Source organism: Streptomyces sp. NPDC054932 (assembly GCF_053610205.1).
Genome location: NZ_JBSGXU010000087.1, coordinates 1 through 12,574, shown reverse-complemented (window position 1 = coordinate 12,574; position 12,574 = coordinate 1). Strand labels below are relative to the sequence as shown.

Sequence of the window (12,574 nt, the reverse complement as noted above, 5' to 3'; positions counted from 1 at the left end):
GCTCGGGAGGAATGCCATGAAGGCCTACGACGGGATGTACATCGACGGCGCGTGGCGGCCCGCCGCCGGAAGCGAGCTGATCGAGGTCGTGAACCCGGCCGACGGCCAGGTGATCGACCGGGTTCCGGCCGGTACCGCGCAGGACGTGGACGCGGCCGTACGCGCGGCCCGCGCGGCCCTCCCCGGCTGGGCCGCCACGCCTCCGGCCGAGCGGATCGCCCTGATCGGCGCGCTCCGCGACGCACTGCAGGCCCGCAGGGCGGAGCTGACCGAGACCGTCACCGCCGAGCTCGGCGCCCCGCTGGGCTTCGCGAAGGCGGTGCACGTCGGAGCCTCGATCGCCGTGGTCTCCTCCTTCATCGAGATCGCCTCCTCGTACGCCTTCGAGGAGCGGATCGGGAACTCCACCGTCCTCCTGGAGCCGGTCGGGGTGGTCGGGGCCATCACCCCCTGGAACTACCCGCTGTACCAAGTCGTTGCCAAGGTGGCACCCGCTCTCGCCGCCGGCTGCACCCTCGTCCTCAAGCCGGCCGAGGACACCCCGCTGACCGCACAGCTCTTCGCCGAGGCCGTGCACGAGGCGGGCCTCCCGGCCGGAGTCTTCAACCTGGTGACCGGTACCGGTCCGGTCGCCGGGCAGGCCCTGGCCGCGCACGAGGGAGTCGACCTCGTCTCCTTCACCGGCTCGACCGCCGTCGGGAAGAAGATCGGTGCCACGGCCGGCGCCGCCGTCAAGCGGGTCGCCCTCGAACTGGGCGGCAAGTCGGCCAATGTGATCCTGCCCGGGGCCGACCTGGCCAAGGCCGTCGAGGCGGGCGTCGGGCACGTCATGAACAACACCGGTCAGAGCTGCAACGCGCTCACCCGGATGCTCGTCCACCGGGACCAGTACGAGGAGGCCGTCGAGCTCGCCGCCACCGCCGTGGCCCAGCACCCCACCGGCGACCCCCGCACGGCCGGCACCCGCGTCGGCCCCGTCGTCAACGCCAAGCAGCACGAGCGCGTCCGCGGCTACATCGCCAAGGGCATCGAGGAAGGCGCGCGCCTGGTCGTCGGCGGTCCGGACGCGCCGCACGGGGAGGGGTACTTCGTGGCCCCGACCGTGTTCGCCGACGTCACCCCCGACATGACCATCGCCCAGGAGGAGATCTTCGGCCCGGTGCTCGCGATCCTGCCGTACGAGGACGAGGATGAGGCCCTGCGCATCGCCAACGGCACCGTCTACGGCCTGGGCGGCGCCGTCTGGGCCGCCGACGAGGCGACGGCCGTGGCCTTCGCGCGCCGCATGGACACCGGGCAGGTGGACATCAACGGCGGCCGCTACAACATCCTCGCGCCCTTCGGCGGCTACAAGCAGTCGGGAGTCGGCCGCGAGCTCGGTTCGCACGGCCTGGCGGAGTACCTCCAGACCAAGTCCCTGCAGTTCTGATCCCCGCCCTCCCCGCCCTGCCCGCCAGACGCCCCGCCGCCCGCGTCCTGCCTCCGCCCAGTACCGGAAAGACGAGATGACGACCATGGTCCGCGCCGCTGTCCTGCCCGCCGTCGGAGCCCCGCTGGAGATACGGGACATCGTGCTGCCGGAGCCCGGCCCCGGGCAGGTCCGGGTGCGGCTCGCCGCCGCCGGGGTGTGCCACTCCGACCTCTCCCTCACCAACGGCACCATGCGGGTCCCCGTGCCCGCCGTCCTCGGCCACGAGGGTGCGGGCACGGTCCTCGCGGTGGGGGAGGGCGTCACCCACGTCGCCCCCGGTGACGGCGTGGTCCTCAACTGGGCCCCCTCCTGCGGTCGGTGCCACCACTGCACGATCGGCGAGGTCTGGCTGTGCGCCACGGCGCTCAGCGGGGTCGGGGCCGTCCACGCGCACGACGCGCAGGGCACCGCCCTGCACCCCGGGCTGAACGTGGCCGCCTTCGCCGAGGAGACCGTGGTCGCGGCCAGTTGCGTGCTCCCCGCACCCGCCGGGATCCCGCTCGCCGAGGCCGCCCTGCTCGGCTGCGCGGTCCTCACCGGCTACGGGGCCGTCCGGCACAGTGCCCAGGTCCGCCCGGGCGAGTCGGTGGCCGTCTTCGGCGTCGGCGGGGTCGGCCTGGCCGCCCTCCAGGCCGCCCGGATCGCGCAGGCGGGCCCGGTCATCGCCGTCGACGTGTCCCCGGCCAAGGAGGAACTGGCCCGCGCGGCCGGGGCCACCGAATTCGTGCTCGCCTCCGACACCACCGCCAAGCAGATCCGCGCCCTCACCGGCGGGCAGGGCGCCGACGTCGCCGTCGAGTGCGTCGGCCGGGCGGAGACCATCCGCGGAGCCTGGGAGTCCACCCGCCGGGGCGGCCGCACCACGGTCGTCGGCATCGGAGGCAAGGAGCAGCAGGTCACCTTCCACGCCCTGGAGATCTTCCACTTCGCCCGCACCCTCACCGGCTGCGTCTACGGCAACAGCGACCCCGCCCGCGACCTCCCGGTGATCGCCGAGCACGTCCGCGCGGGCCGCCTCGACCTCGGCGCCCTGGTCACCGACCGCATCACCCTGGACGGCATCCCGGCCGCCTTCGACGCCATGCTCGCGGGCAAGGGCGGCCGCTCCCTCGTCGTCTTCTAGGGGGTGTCCGGCGGCCCGCGCCTGGGGGCCGGCGGCCCGCGCCCGCGGTGATCACATCGGGGTTCCCGGGGGCCGGGCAGTCTCCTGCAGCGCCTCGTACTGGAGGGCCAGGCCGTCCAGCAGGGCCGCCAGCCCCGTCTCGAAGGCGCCCTCGTCGACCTCGTGCTGCCGCTCCGCCAGCAGGTGGGCCTGGCCCAGGTGGGGGTAGTCCGCCGGGTCGTACGCGGCGCGGTCGTCCACGAAACCCCGGGCGAAGGAGGCCACCGCCGAGCCCAGGATGAAGTACCGCATCAGGGCGCCGATCCGGGTGGCCTGGGCGGGGGGCCATCCGGCTGCCGTCATCGCGCCGAACACGGCGTCGGCCAGCCGGAGTCCGGCCGGGCGGCGGCCCGGGCCCCGCGCCAGCACCGGCACGATGTTCGGGTGGTCCGACAGGGCGTCCCGGTAGGAGTGCGCCCACGCGTGCAGGGCCGCCCGCCAGTCCCGGCCCCCGTCGAACATCGACAGGTCGACCCGCGCGCTCACCGAGTCCGCCACCGCGTCCAGGATCTCGTCCTTGGTGCGGAAGTGGTTGTAGAGCGAGGGCCCGCTGACTCCGAGCGCGGCTGCCAGCCGCCGCGTCGACACCGCCTCCAGCCCCTCCGTGTCCACCAGGGCGCCGGCCGCCTCGACGATGCGGTCCCGGCTGAGGAGGGGCTTGCGCGGTCTGGCCATGCGCCACATAGTAGGGCCTGCCCGCCATAAACTACCGGTGCTAGTTAAAGGCGCCGATCCCGCCCCGGAGGTGCCCGGTGAATCTGGAGCTGAGCGAGGAGCAGAGCGCCGTACGGCGGCTCGCCCGCGAGTTCACCGAGCGCGAGGTCGTCCCGTACGCCGCCGAGTGGGACCGCGCCGAGAGCGTGGACCGGGCCATCGTGAAGAAGCTGGGTGCGCTCGGCTTCCTCGGCCTGACCGTCCCGGAGGAGTACGGCGGCTCCGGCGGCGACCACCTCGCCTACGTCCTGGTCACCGAGGAGCTCGGACGCGGTGATTCCGCCGTGCGCGGGATCGTCTCCGTCTCCCTCGGCCTGGTCGCCAAGACCATCGCAGCCTGGGGCACCGAGGAGCAGAAGCGCGCCTGGCTGCCCCGCCTGTGCTCCGGCGACGCGCTCGGCTGCTTCGGCCTGACCGAGCCCGGTACCGGCTCCGACGCCGGCAGCCTCACCACCCGGGCCGCGCGCGAGGGGGACTCATACGTCCTCGACGGCAGCAAGATGTTCATCACCAACGGCACCTGGGCCGACGTGGTGTTGCTCTTCGCCCGCACCGGAGAGGAGCCAGGCCACCGCGGGGTATCCGCCTTCCTCGTCCCCACCGACAGCCCGGGCCTGACCCGCCGCGAGATCCACGGCAAGCTCGGCCTGCGCGGCCAGGCCACCGCCGAGCTCGTCCTCGACGGCGTCCGCGTGCCCGCCTCCGCGATGCTCGGCCCCGAGGGCAAGGGCTTCTCGGTGGCCATGTCCGCGCTCGCCAAGGGCCGCATGTCGGTCGCCGCCGGCTGCGTCGGCATCGCGCAGGCGGCCCTGGACGCGGCGCTCTCGTACGCCGCCCGGCGCGAGCAGTTCGGCAAGCCAATAGCCCACCACCAACTGGTCCAGGAGCTCATCGCCGACATATCCGTGGACGTGGATGCGGCCCGGCTGCTGACCTGGCGGGTCGCCGACCTCATCGACCGCGGGCAGCCCTTCGCCACCGAGTCCTCCACCGCCAAGCTCTTCGCCTCCGAGGCTGCCGTGCGCGCCGCGAGCAACGCCCTCCAGGTGCACGGCGGGTACGGCTACATCGACGAGTACCCGGCGGGCAAACTGCTGCGCGACGCCCGCGTGATGACCCTGTACGAGGGCACCAGCCAGATCCAGAAGCTGCTCATCGGCCGCGCCCGCACCGGGGTTTCCGCCTTCTGAGCCCGGCCGGGCGCAGTCGTGCCCGGTCCGGCCGGGCCCGGCTGAGTACCGGTATGAGTACGCGTGCGGATGTGTTCCGGCGCGGCCCGCCCGATGCTCGACCCATGAACGAGACACCGGTCAAGCAGCAGAGCACGGGGGCGTACTACGGCCAGGCCGTCGCCTCCTTCGGCATCGCCATCGGCGCCGTGTCCGTGGGGATCTACAACCTGGAGGCGAACGGCTGGGTCCGGGCCTTCCTCGGCATCGCGGTCCTGTACCTCACCACCTCGGCCTTCACCCTCGCCAAGGTGATCCGCGACCGCCAGGAGGTCACGCAGATCGTCAGCCGGGTGGATCAGGCCAGGATGGAGAAGATCATGGCCGAGTACGACCCCTTCTCGCCGAAGTAGCCGGCCCGGCACGCTCGGCAACGCTAAGCGCTTGCTCACCCTCCGGTAGGGTGTTCACTTCCACACGGCGAAGAGGTGAGTGAGCGATGGACAGCGCGGAGGAAACGGTCGACGGCTACCGGCCGTGGTCCGAGGTCACCCCCGACGCCGCACGGCGGCTGCTCGTCGCCGCCGTAGACGCCTTCGCCGAGCGCGGGTACCACGCCACCACCACGCGCGACATCGCGGGCCGTGCCGGGATGAGTCCGGCCGCGCTCTACATCCACTACAAGACCAAGGAAGAGCTGCTCCACCGGATCAGCCGGATCGGCCACGACAAGGCGCTGGAGATCCTGACCGTCGCCGCCGACGGTCCCGGCTGCGCCGCAGACCGGCTCGATGCCGCCGTCCGGTCCTTCGTGCGGTGGCACGCGGCGCACCACACCACCGCGCGCGTGGTCCAGTACGAGCTCGACGCCCTCGCCCCGGAGCACCGCTCCGAGATCGTGGCGCTGCGCCGGCGGAGCGACGCCGCCGTGCGCCGCATCCTCGCCGACGGGGTGGCCGCGGGGGAGTTCGACGTCCCCGACGTGCCGGGCACCACGCTCGCCGTACTGTCGCTGTGCATCGACGTGGCCCGCTGGTTCAGCGTGGCCGGGCAGCGCACGCCCGACGAGGTCGGCGGGCTCTACTCCGACCTCGTGCTCCGCATGGTGGCCGCGCGGCCGGGCGCTCAGAAGTAGTAGCGCGACACCGACTCCGCCACGCACACCGGCTTGTCGCCGCCCTCGCGCTCGACCGTCACCGTGGCCGTGACCTGCACGCCGCCGCCCGCCTCCGTGACCTCCGTGATCACGGCGGTGCCGCGCAGCCGCGAACCGACCGGCACCGGCGCCGGGAAGCGCACCTTGTTCGTACCGTAGTTGAGGCCCATCCGCATGCCCTCGACCCGCATGATCTGCGGCACGAGGCTGGGCAGCAGGGACAGGGTCAGATAGCCGTGCGCGATGGTGGAGCCGAAGGGTCCGCCCGCGGCGCGCTCCGGGTCCACGTGGATCCACTGGTGATCGCCGGTGGCGTCCGCGAAGAGGTCGATCCGCTTCTGGTCCACCTCCAGCCACCCGCTGGGGCCGAGCGGTACACCGATCCCGGCGTGCAGCTCCTCGGCGGACGTGAAGACCCTCGGCTCGGCCATGCCCTGCTCCTGTCTCTCGCGGACAACTCACGGACAACACACGGGTCGACTCGCGACGACGCACAGGCGACCCGCGGACGAATAAGCGCTTGCTCAGCATGCTGGGGGGCGCATGTGTATGTCAACGGACCTCCGACTACGCTCGGCCGGGTGCCGCAGATTCCCGAGAAAATCCACGAGCTCACCGTCGGTCAGCTGTCCGCCCGCAGCGGCGCGGCCGTCTCCGCGCTCCACTTCTACGAGTCCAAGGGCCTGATCAGCAGCCGTCGCACCTCCGGCAACCAGCGCCGCTACACCCGCGACGCACTGCGCCGGGTGGCCTTCGTCCGCGCCGCCCAGCGCGTGGGAATCCCGCTGGCCAGCATCCGCGAGGCACTGGCCACGCTCCCCGAGGAGCGCACCCCCAACCGCGAGGACTGGGCCCGCCTCTCCGAGGCCTGGCGCACCGAACTCGACGAGCGCATCAGCCGGCTCGGCCGCCTGCGCGACCACCTGACGGACTGCATCGGCTGCGGCTGTCTCTCGATGGAGACCTGCGCGCTGTCCAACCCGGACGACGTCTTCGGCGAGAGGCTCACCGGCTCGCGGCTGTAACGCCCCCGACCGTGGCGACCAGTTCCCGGGCCGCCGCCACCAGTTCGGCATTCGACCGCGCCGGACGCCCGTCGGGCAGGCGCGTCACATCGCCCACCCCGGTCCGCACGGCCGTACCGCACCGCGCCGCCAGCCGCAGTACGGGCCACGCCGCCCCGTCCCGCCCGTACAGCAGCACCGGCACCGGCGGCAGCCCGCGCAGCCCCGCCACCAGAGCCGGATCGGCCTCCGCGAGCTCCGCCGAGAGCCTTACCGGCCCGGGCTCGCGCACCGGCCAGGCCAGGAACCGGGCCAGCGGCTCCGGCCCGGCGGCACCGCCCAGTTGCACCACCGCGTCCACCGCGACACCGCGGGCCAGCACGGCCTGCGCCAGCTCCCCGGCTCCCGGCTGCCCGAAGTCCACCACCGCCCGGTCCGGCAGCACCGTCCACGAGGCCACCCGCTCCAGCCGCCCCGCCGGATCGGGCTCGGCCGCGACGTCCGCCGGTACCGACAGGGCTACGCCGACCCCCGCGCGCCGCAGCTCCTCCAGTACCGGCCCGACCACCCGAGGCGAAAGGGACTCCCGCCCGCACGGGGTCCGCGGGTGTACCAGCACCTCCCCGGCCCCGGCGGCGACGGCCGCCAGCGCCGACTCCGCCAGAGCGCGCGGCGACATCGGCACGGCCGGGCCGTCACCGGCGCTCCGCGAGCCGTTCAGCGACACCGCCGGCAGCGCGGTCACGCGGCCCCCGCCGCGGGGGCGTCCGCCAGGGTCGCGGTGTCCGCCAGGGCCGGTCTGGGCACCACGATCCCGCAGCCCGCGCACACCGGCCCGTCCCAGGCCAGCGCCCCCGCCCAGGGGCCGACCGGAGCCACCTCCGGCCAGTGCAGTTCGGTGTCGCCGCAGACCGGGCACGCCGTCCCCGGCTCCGACTCCAGGGCCCGCACCAGTCTGCGCAGCACCTCGCCCAGCGTCCCCTCCGGCCGCACGCCCGGATCCGCGCACCGCACCACCGCGTCCCCGCTCCCGCCCCACGCCCACTCGGGGCGGCGCAGCCCGTGGTGCTTCTCCCGCCGGCGCCGTTCCGCGAACTGCCGTTCGTACTCCAGCCAGACCGCCCGCGCGTCCTCCAGCTCCTCCAGCGCGGCGACCAGTCGCAGGGGGTCGGCCCCCCGGTCCTCGGGGGCGATCCCGTGCCGGTCGCACAGGTGCCACCACGTGGCCCGGTGCCCGTACGGCGCGAACCGCTCCAGGCAGCGGCGCAGCGAATGGCGCCGCAAGGCCCGGTCATTGCGCGCGTCGCGCACCTGGTAGGCCAGACTCCGGAATCCCGCCATCACACCATCACCTCCGCCGATGTGCCCAACATGCCCGGTCGGAGCCGGGCGCATGCGGGGGCGGTCGAGGCGTGCGGGTGGCACATGGCCAGAAGTCAGCGCCCCATGCGCCCCGCGTTCACCACCAGCCGGGCCAGTTCCTCGTGGCAGATATCGCTGTGCGCCCCCGACGGGGCACCGCCGCGCCGCACCACGGAGCCCGCGTCCACACTGACGCAACCGGCCGCGGGCATCCCCTCGCGCAGGGCGGCGTCCAGGCTCAGCCGGGGTGCGCCCGGGACCGCTCGGACCCCGTCGTGCCCGATGGCGCCCCACCGCTCGTCGAATCCCAGGAGTCCGGCCGAATCCCCTGCCATCCGGGAAGCCAGCGGGTAGAAGACCTTGAGCGCCGAGTCGTGCGGGGAGTGGCAGGCGATCACCGGTCCGTCCACCCGGTGCTGGAGACCGCGCAGGGCGCCGCCGTTGCCCTTGTCGTGCGGCAGCCGGTCGGCGAAGGCGTAGTGGGAGAAGGCTCCCTGGAGCAGGGTCACGGACTTCACGTACCGGGCACGCTCCGGCACCGCGCGCAGCGAGAAGGACACCACCCGTGCCCCGAAGCTGTGCCCGATCAGATGGATCCGCAGAGCCGGGCGGGTGGCGGCCAGCTGTGCCAGCACGGGGCCGAGACCGCGCTCACCGACCACGCCCGCCCGCTTCTTCATCTTGTAGTACGTCGCCTGCCGCAGGAGTTCCTTGGCGCCGCCCCACAGGCCGCGCAGCCCGCCGCCGACGGTGAAACCGGGATCGCCGGCGTCGGCCGCAGCCGCTCCGCCCGCCCCGCCCGCCCCGCCTGCTCCGTCCGCTCCGTCCGCTCCGCCCGCGCGGACCAGGGCGACGGACAGGGCCCGGCACACCTCCAGCACATCGTCCGTGAAGATCGCGGGAACCTCCGGAGCGACCGCCGCGGGTACCGCGTCCACCCCCGCCAACTCGCGTACGAGGGCGCCGAACTCGATGAAGGAGGCCACCGAGTCCGGCCGCTCCTCCAGCAGTTCCGCCACCCGGTCCAGCTCCGCCCGCCGCTCCGGCCAGAACTCCCCGAGCGCCCGTCGTGTGAGGGGATCGAGGGCGCTGCCGCAGCCGGTTGCCCCGAGTGCGCCGGGTGCGTCGAAGTCCGGTATCGGCTCGTCGGAGAACCGCATCGCGGGCCATACGACACCCACGTAGCCCAGGCGCACTCCCGAGCCCACCAGGCCCGGGAAGGGGGCGAAGAACCGGTCGTAGAGCCGCGTCGCCGTGGACCGGTCGCTGTTCCAGCCGTGCGCGAAGACCAGTAGGTCCGTGGCCTCCATCCGGGCCACCGCCCCCTGCGTGACCCGGTCCACGTCCCCTTCGGAGTCGAAGGTCAGCTCGGTGTACGGCCCGATCCCGATGCCGCCACTGAGCCCGCCACCGAAATGGGCCCGCCTCCCGGACCCGCCCCCGAATCCGCCGCCGATGTCCGCCATGACGTCCCCCTCCACGCCGTGCCTCCGGTGGAGTCAGCATCCTGCTGCGGCGCCCGCCCGACCAGCCCCCGGACGCGGCCGGCTCACGACAGGGCTCGCGGGCAGGGCTCACGGATAGAGGAGGTACTCCTCGCGCAGCGCCGCGAAGCGCGTCAGCCCCGCCGCCCAGTCGCCCGCGACCTCGTCCACGTCCGCCCCCGCGTCCACCAGCGTCCGCACCCGGTCCGAGCCGGTCAGCCGGTCGATCCAGTGGTCCGCGCGCCAGCCGAAGCCGCTCCACACCTTCCGCGCCGTGATCAGCAGCCCGATCCCGGCCCGTACCGGGTCGAAGGCCATCCGGTCGTGCACGATCAGCCGGACCCCGCCGCACACCTTCCCCACGTGCTTGGAGAAGGCCGGAGTGAAGTACGCCTCCCGGAACCACACCCCGGGCAGCCCCAGTGCGTTCGCCGCCTCCGCCCACCGCCGGTCGATGCCCTCGGCGCCGACCACCTCGAAGGGCGTGGTCGTCCCGCGCCCCTCGGAGAGGTTCGTCCCCTCGAACAGGCAGGTACCGGCATACGCGAGGGCCGTGTCCGGGGTCGGCATGTTCGGGCTCGGCGGCACCCACGGCAGCCCCGTCTCCCCGAAGAGCGACTCCCGCCGCCACCCGGACATCGCGACCGTCCGCAGCCGGACCGGCTTGTCCGTCAGGAACTCGCCGTTGAAGAGCCGGGCCAGTTCGGCCGCCGTCATCCCGTGGGCCAGGGCGATCGGCTCCCGGCCGACGAAGCTCGCGTACGGCCGCTCCAGCACGGGCCCCGCGGCCCGCCGCCCGCCCACCGGATTCGGCCGGTCCAGCACCACCACCGCCTTCCCGGCGATCGCGGCCGCGCGCATGCAGTCGTAGAGGGTCCAGATGTAGGTGTAGAAGCGCGCCCCGACGTCCTGGATGTCGAAGACGACGGTGTCGATCCCGGCCGCCGTGAACACGTCCGCGAGCCGCTGCCCGCTCTTGTCGTACGTGTCGTGCACCGGCAGCCCGGTCGCCGGATCCCGGGAGGCCCCCTCGGAGCCGCCCGCCTGGGCCGTCCCGCGGAAGCCGTGCTCGGGCCCGAACACCGCGACCAGGTCGACCCGTTCGTCCGTGTGCAGTACGTCGACCAGGTGCCGGGCGTCGGCGGTGATCCCGGTGGGGTTGGTGACCACCCCGACCTTCTGTCCGGCCAGCGCGGCGTACCCGTCGGCGGCGAGCCGCTCGAAGCCGGTACGCACCCGGCCGACCGCGGCGGCCGCGCCGGGGGCCCCGGCCGTGCCGAGCGCCCCGCCGGTTCCGGCCGTCCCCATAGCCCCGGCCGTCCCCGCGGTCCCCGCCGTCCCCGCCGTCCCCGCGGTCCCCGCCGTCCCGGCCGTCCCCAGGGCGCCCGCCGATCCGATGGCCCCTGCCAGCCCCAGCACCCCGCGTCGCGACAGTGTCATCCGGCCACGCTAGGACGCGCGCCCCTTTCCTCCTGACATACCGACTGGTTAGTCTGCTCACGATCCGGCATCCGGCCGCACGAGAGGTGGACCCCGTGAGCGCGTACCAGGACCAGCGAGTCGTCGTCACCGGCGCGGGCGGCGGCATCGGCGCCGCCCTCGCACACCGCTTCGCCGCCGAGGGCGCCACCGTGGTGGTCAACGACCTCGACCCGGCCAGGGCCGCCGCGGTCGCGGGCGCCATCGGAGCCCGCGCCGTCCCCGTGCCCGGCGACGCCTCGGCGATCGTCGCCGAGGCCCGTGAGGCCCTCGGCGGGACGGTCGACGTCTACTGCGCCAACGCCGGGCTCGCCTCCGGCGGCGACGCCTTCGCCGACGAAGCCGTCTGGGAAGCGGCCTGGGACACCAACGTCATGGCCCATGTCCGCGCCGCCAGAGCGCTGCTGCCGGACTGGCTGGAGCGGGGGAGCGGCCGTTTCGTGTCCACCGTCTCGGCCGCCGGGCTGCTGACCATGATCGGGGCGGCCCCGTACAGTGTCACCAAGCACGGTGCGCTCGCCTTCGCCGAATGGCTCTCGCTGACCTACCGCCACCGCGGTGTCCAGGTCCACGCCATCTGCCCGCAAGGGGTGCGCACCGACATGCTGACCGCCGCGGGCTCGGCGGGCGAACTCGTTCTCGCGCCGACCGCGATCGAGCCGGAAGCGGTCGCGGATGCGCTGTTCGACGGCATGGAGAAGGGCCGCTTCTTGATCCTCCCGCACCCCGAGGTCGCCGACTTCTACGCCGCCCGCGCCACCGCGCCGGACCGCTGGCTGAGCGGCATGAACCACCTCCAGCAGAAATGGGAGACCCGGTGACCTCCTCGCAGGACTCCCCGTACGCCGCGAAGCCCTGGCTCGGGCTGCTCGCCGCGGTCCAGCGGGCCCCCGTCGCCCCGCCGCCCACCGTGCTGCACGCCTTCCGCGAGGCCGTCGCCCGGGCCCCCGGGCGCACCGCCCTGGCCTACTTCGACGGTCGGATCGGCTACGCGGAGGCCGACGCGCTCTCCGACTCCGTCGCCGGTCACCTCGCGGCGCGGGGCGTCCGCCGCGGGGACCGGGTCGCGGTCATGCTGCAGAACACCCCGCACTTCGTGCTCGCCGTCCTCGCGGCCTGGAAGGCCGGGGCCGTCGTCGTCCCGCTCAACCCCATGTACAAGACCGGCGAGGTCGGGCACATCCTGCGCGACTCCGGGGCCACCGCGCTGGTCTGCGACGGCCGCGCGTGGACGGAGTACCTGCGCGGGGCCGCGCGGGACAGTGCCGTGCGGATCGTGCTGACCGCGTCGGACCTGGACTTCCAGACGCGCAACGACCCGCGCGTCTTCGGCCCGGCACCGGACCGGGCCCCGGCCCCCGCCCGGCCGTTCGTGCCCGCCCAGGCGGACGGGCCGGACGCATTGGACGCGCGCGACGTGCCGGACGCGGCGCCCGATCACCGGGAGCCGGCGGCCCGCCCGGACGCCGCCGACCTGGCCGCCCGCCCGGACGCCGCCGACCTGGCCGCCGGCCCGGACGCCGCCGACCAGGCAGCCGGCCCGGACGCCGCCGACCAGGCCGCCGGCCCGGAC

At 74.2% G+C, this 12,574-nt stretch carries 14 protein-coding genes; 8 read left to right on the top strand and 6 right to left on the bottom strand.

All coding sequences use genetic code 11. From position 1 onward, the window contains the following. Positions 1-16 precede the first annotated feature (16 nt). Together ACWGE1_RS22950 and ACWGE1_RS22945 are read left to right on the top strand one after the other, a co-directional pair. Entirely contained in the window at positions 17-1,429 is a 1,413-nt protein-coding gene (locus ACWGE1_RS22950) for an aldehyde dehydrogenase family protein (protein ID WP_453422350.1), read from the top strand. A gap of 85 nt (positions 1,430-1,514) precedes the next feature. Further along, positions 1,515-2,594 carry a Zn-dependent alcohol dehydrogenase gene (locus tag ACWGE1_RS22945; protein WP_453422362.1) on the top strand — a complete coding sequence of 360 codons (1,080 nt, stop codon included), beginning with the start codon at positions 1,515-1,517 and terminating at the stop codon, positions 2,592-2,594. A gap of 51 nt (positions 2,595-2,645) precedes the next feature. Here the strand turns inward: ACWGE1_RS22945 and ACWGE1_RS22940 are convergent, their stop codons facing one another. Next, the gene (locus ACWGE1_RS22940; RefSeq protein ID WP_453422349.1) at positions 2,646-3,308 is read right to left on the bottom strand and encodes a TetR/AcrR family transcriptional regulator; all 663 of its coding nucleotides are present in this window, start codon (positions 3,306-3,308) and stop codon (positions 2,646-2,648) included. 77 nt (positions 3,309-3,385) lie between these two features. On the opposite strand from ACWGE1_RS22940, the gene ACWGE1_RS22935 reads away from it, so the two are divergent. The 3 genes from ACWGE1_RS22935 to ACWGE1_RS22925 all read left to right on the top strand — a co-directional run bounded on the left by ACWGE1_RS22935 (position 3,386) and on the right by ACWGE1_RS22925 (position 5,651). Continuing rightward, complete coding sequence (locus tag ACWGE1_RS22935; RefSeq protein WP_453422348.1) at positions 3,386-4,537, top strand: acyl-CoA dehydrogenase family protein; 1,152 nt, start codon at positions 3,386-3,388, stop codon at positions 4,535-4,537. A 104-nt stretch (positions 4,538-4,641) separates the two neighbouring features. Next, the gene (locus tag ACWGE1_RS22930; protein WP_388831837.1) at positions 4,642-4,929 is read left to right on the top strand and encodes a YiaA/YiaB family inner membrane protein; all 288 of its coding nucleotides are present in this window, start codon (positions 4,642-4,644) and stop codon (positions 4,927-4,929) included. A gap of 86 nt (positions 4,930-5,015) precedes the next feature. Next, entirely contained in the window at positions 5,016-5,651 is a 636-nt protein-coding gene (locus ACWGE1_RS22925; protein WP_453422347.1) for a TetR/AcrR family transcriptional regulator, read from the top strand. On the opposite strand, the gene ACWGE1_RS22920 is transcribed toward ACWGE1_RS22925, so the two are convergent. Further along, complete coding sequence (locus ACWGE1_RS22920) at positions 5,642-6,103, bottom strand: MaoC family dehydratase (protein WP_453422346.1); 462 nt, start codon at positions 6,101-6,103, stop codon at positions 5,642-5,644. The genes ACWGE1_RS22925 and ACWGE1_RS22920 overlap by 10 nt on opposite strands. 150 nt (positions 6,104-6,253) lie before the next feature. Between ACWGE1_RS22920 and soxR the strand changes: the two genes are divergently transcribed. Beyond that, a complete protein-coding gene (gene soxR / locus ACWGE1_RS22915) occupies positions 6,254-6,697 on the top strand; it encodes a redox-sensitive transcriptional activator SoxR (protein WP_453422345.1) in 444 nt (147 codons plus the stop codon). Here soxR and ACWGE1_RS22910 read toward each other — a convergent pair. The 4 genes from ACWGE1_RS22910 to ACWGE1_RS22895 form a co-directional block, all read right to left on the bottom strand. Beyond that, positions 6,678-7,421, bottom strand: a complete 744-nt coding sequence (locus ACWGE1_RS22910) for a 3-keto-5-aminohexanoate cleavage protein (protein WP_453422344.1) — start codon at positions 7,419-7,421, stop codon at positions 6,678-6,680. The genes soxR and ACWGE1_RS22910 overlap by 20 nt on opposite strands. Continuing rightward, positions 7,418-8,017 (bottom strand): hypothetical protein, encoded by a 600-nt coding sequence (locus tag ACWGE1_RS22905; protein ID WP_453422343.1) that lies wholly within the window; start codon positions 8,015-8,017, stop codon positions 7,418-7,420. Before ACWGE1_RS22905 ends, ACWGE1_RS22910 begins: the two co-directional genes overlap by 4 nt. A 95-nt stretch (positions 8,018-8,112) precedes the next feature. After that, on the bottom strand, positions 8,113-9,504 hold the full coding sequence (locus ACWGE1_RS22900; RefSeq protein ID WP_453422342.1) for a serine-threonine protein kinase: 1,392 nt from the start codon (positions 9,502-9,504) through the stop codon (positions 8,113-8,115). A 108-nt stretch (positions 9,505-9,612) separates the two neighbouring features. After that, on the bottom strand, positions 9,613-10,962 hold the full coding sequence (locus tag ACWGE1_RS22895; protein ID WP_453422341.1) for an exo-beta-N-acetylmuramidase NamZ family protein: 1,350 nt from the start codon (positions 10,960-10,962) through the stop codon (positions 9,613-9,615). A gap of 95 nt (positions 10,963-11,057) precedes the next feature. On the opposite strand from ACWGE1_RS22895, the gene ACWGE1_RS22890 reads away from it, so the two are divergent. Then, positions 11,058-11,822 carry an SDR family oxidoreductase gene (locus ACWGE1_RS22890; protein ID WP_453422340.1) on the top strand — a complete coding sequence of 255 codons (765 nt, stop codon included), beginning with the start codon at positions 11,058-11,060 and terminating at the stop codon, positions 11,820-11,822. Then, positions 11,807-12,574, top strand: a 768-nt coding sequence (locus ACWGE1_RS22885; protein ID WP_453422339.1) for an AMP-binding protein, incomplete at its 3' end; no start/stop codon positions are given. The genes ACWGE1_RS22890 and ACWGE1_RS22885, both read left to right, overlap by 16 nt.

What these genes read in the sequence shown, in the direction of transcription:
- ACWGE1_RS22950 (WP_453422350.1), top strand. Translation starts at nt 17, where the DNA reads ATGAAGGCCTACGACGGGATGTACATCGACGGCGCGTGGCGGCCCGCC.
- ACWGE1_RS22945 (WP_453422362.1), top strand. Translation starts at nt 1,515, where the DNA reads ATGGTCCGCGCCGCTGTCCTGCCCGCCGTCGGAGCCCCGCTGGAGATA.
- ACWGE1_RS22940 (WP_453422349.1), bottom strand. Translation starts at nt 3,308, where the DNA reads ATGGCCAGACCGCGCAAGCCCCTCCTCAGCCGGGACCGCATCGTCGAG.
- ACWGE1_RS22930 (WP_388831837.1), top strand. Translation starts at nt 4,642, where the DNA reads ATGAACGAGACACCGGTCAAGCAGCAGAGCACGGGGGCGTACTACGGC.
- ACWGE1_RS22925 (WP_453422347.1), top strand. Translation starts at nt 5,016, where the DNA reads ATGGACAGCGCGGAGGAAACGGTCGACGGCTACCGGCCGTGGTCCGAG.
- ACWGE1_RS22920 (WP_453422346.1), bottom strand. Translation starts at nt 6,103, where the DNA reads ATGGCCGAGCCGAGGGTCTTCACGTCCGCCGAGGAGCTGCACGCCGGG.
- ACWGE1_RS22905 (WP_453422343.1), bottom strand. Translation starts at nt 8,017, where the DNA reads ATGGCGGGATTCCGGAGTCTGGCCTACCAGGTGCGCGACGCGCGCAAT.
- ACWGE1_RS22900 (WP_453422342.1), bottom strand. Translation starts at nt 9,504, where the DNA reads ATGGCGGACATCGGCGGCGGATTCGGGGGCGGGTCCGGGAGGCGGGCC.
- ACWGE1_RS22895 (WP_453422341.1), bottom strand. Translation starts at nt 10,962, where the DNA reads ATGACACTGTCGCGACGCGGGGTGCTGGGGCTGGCAGGGGCCATCGGA.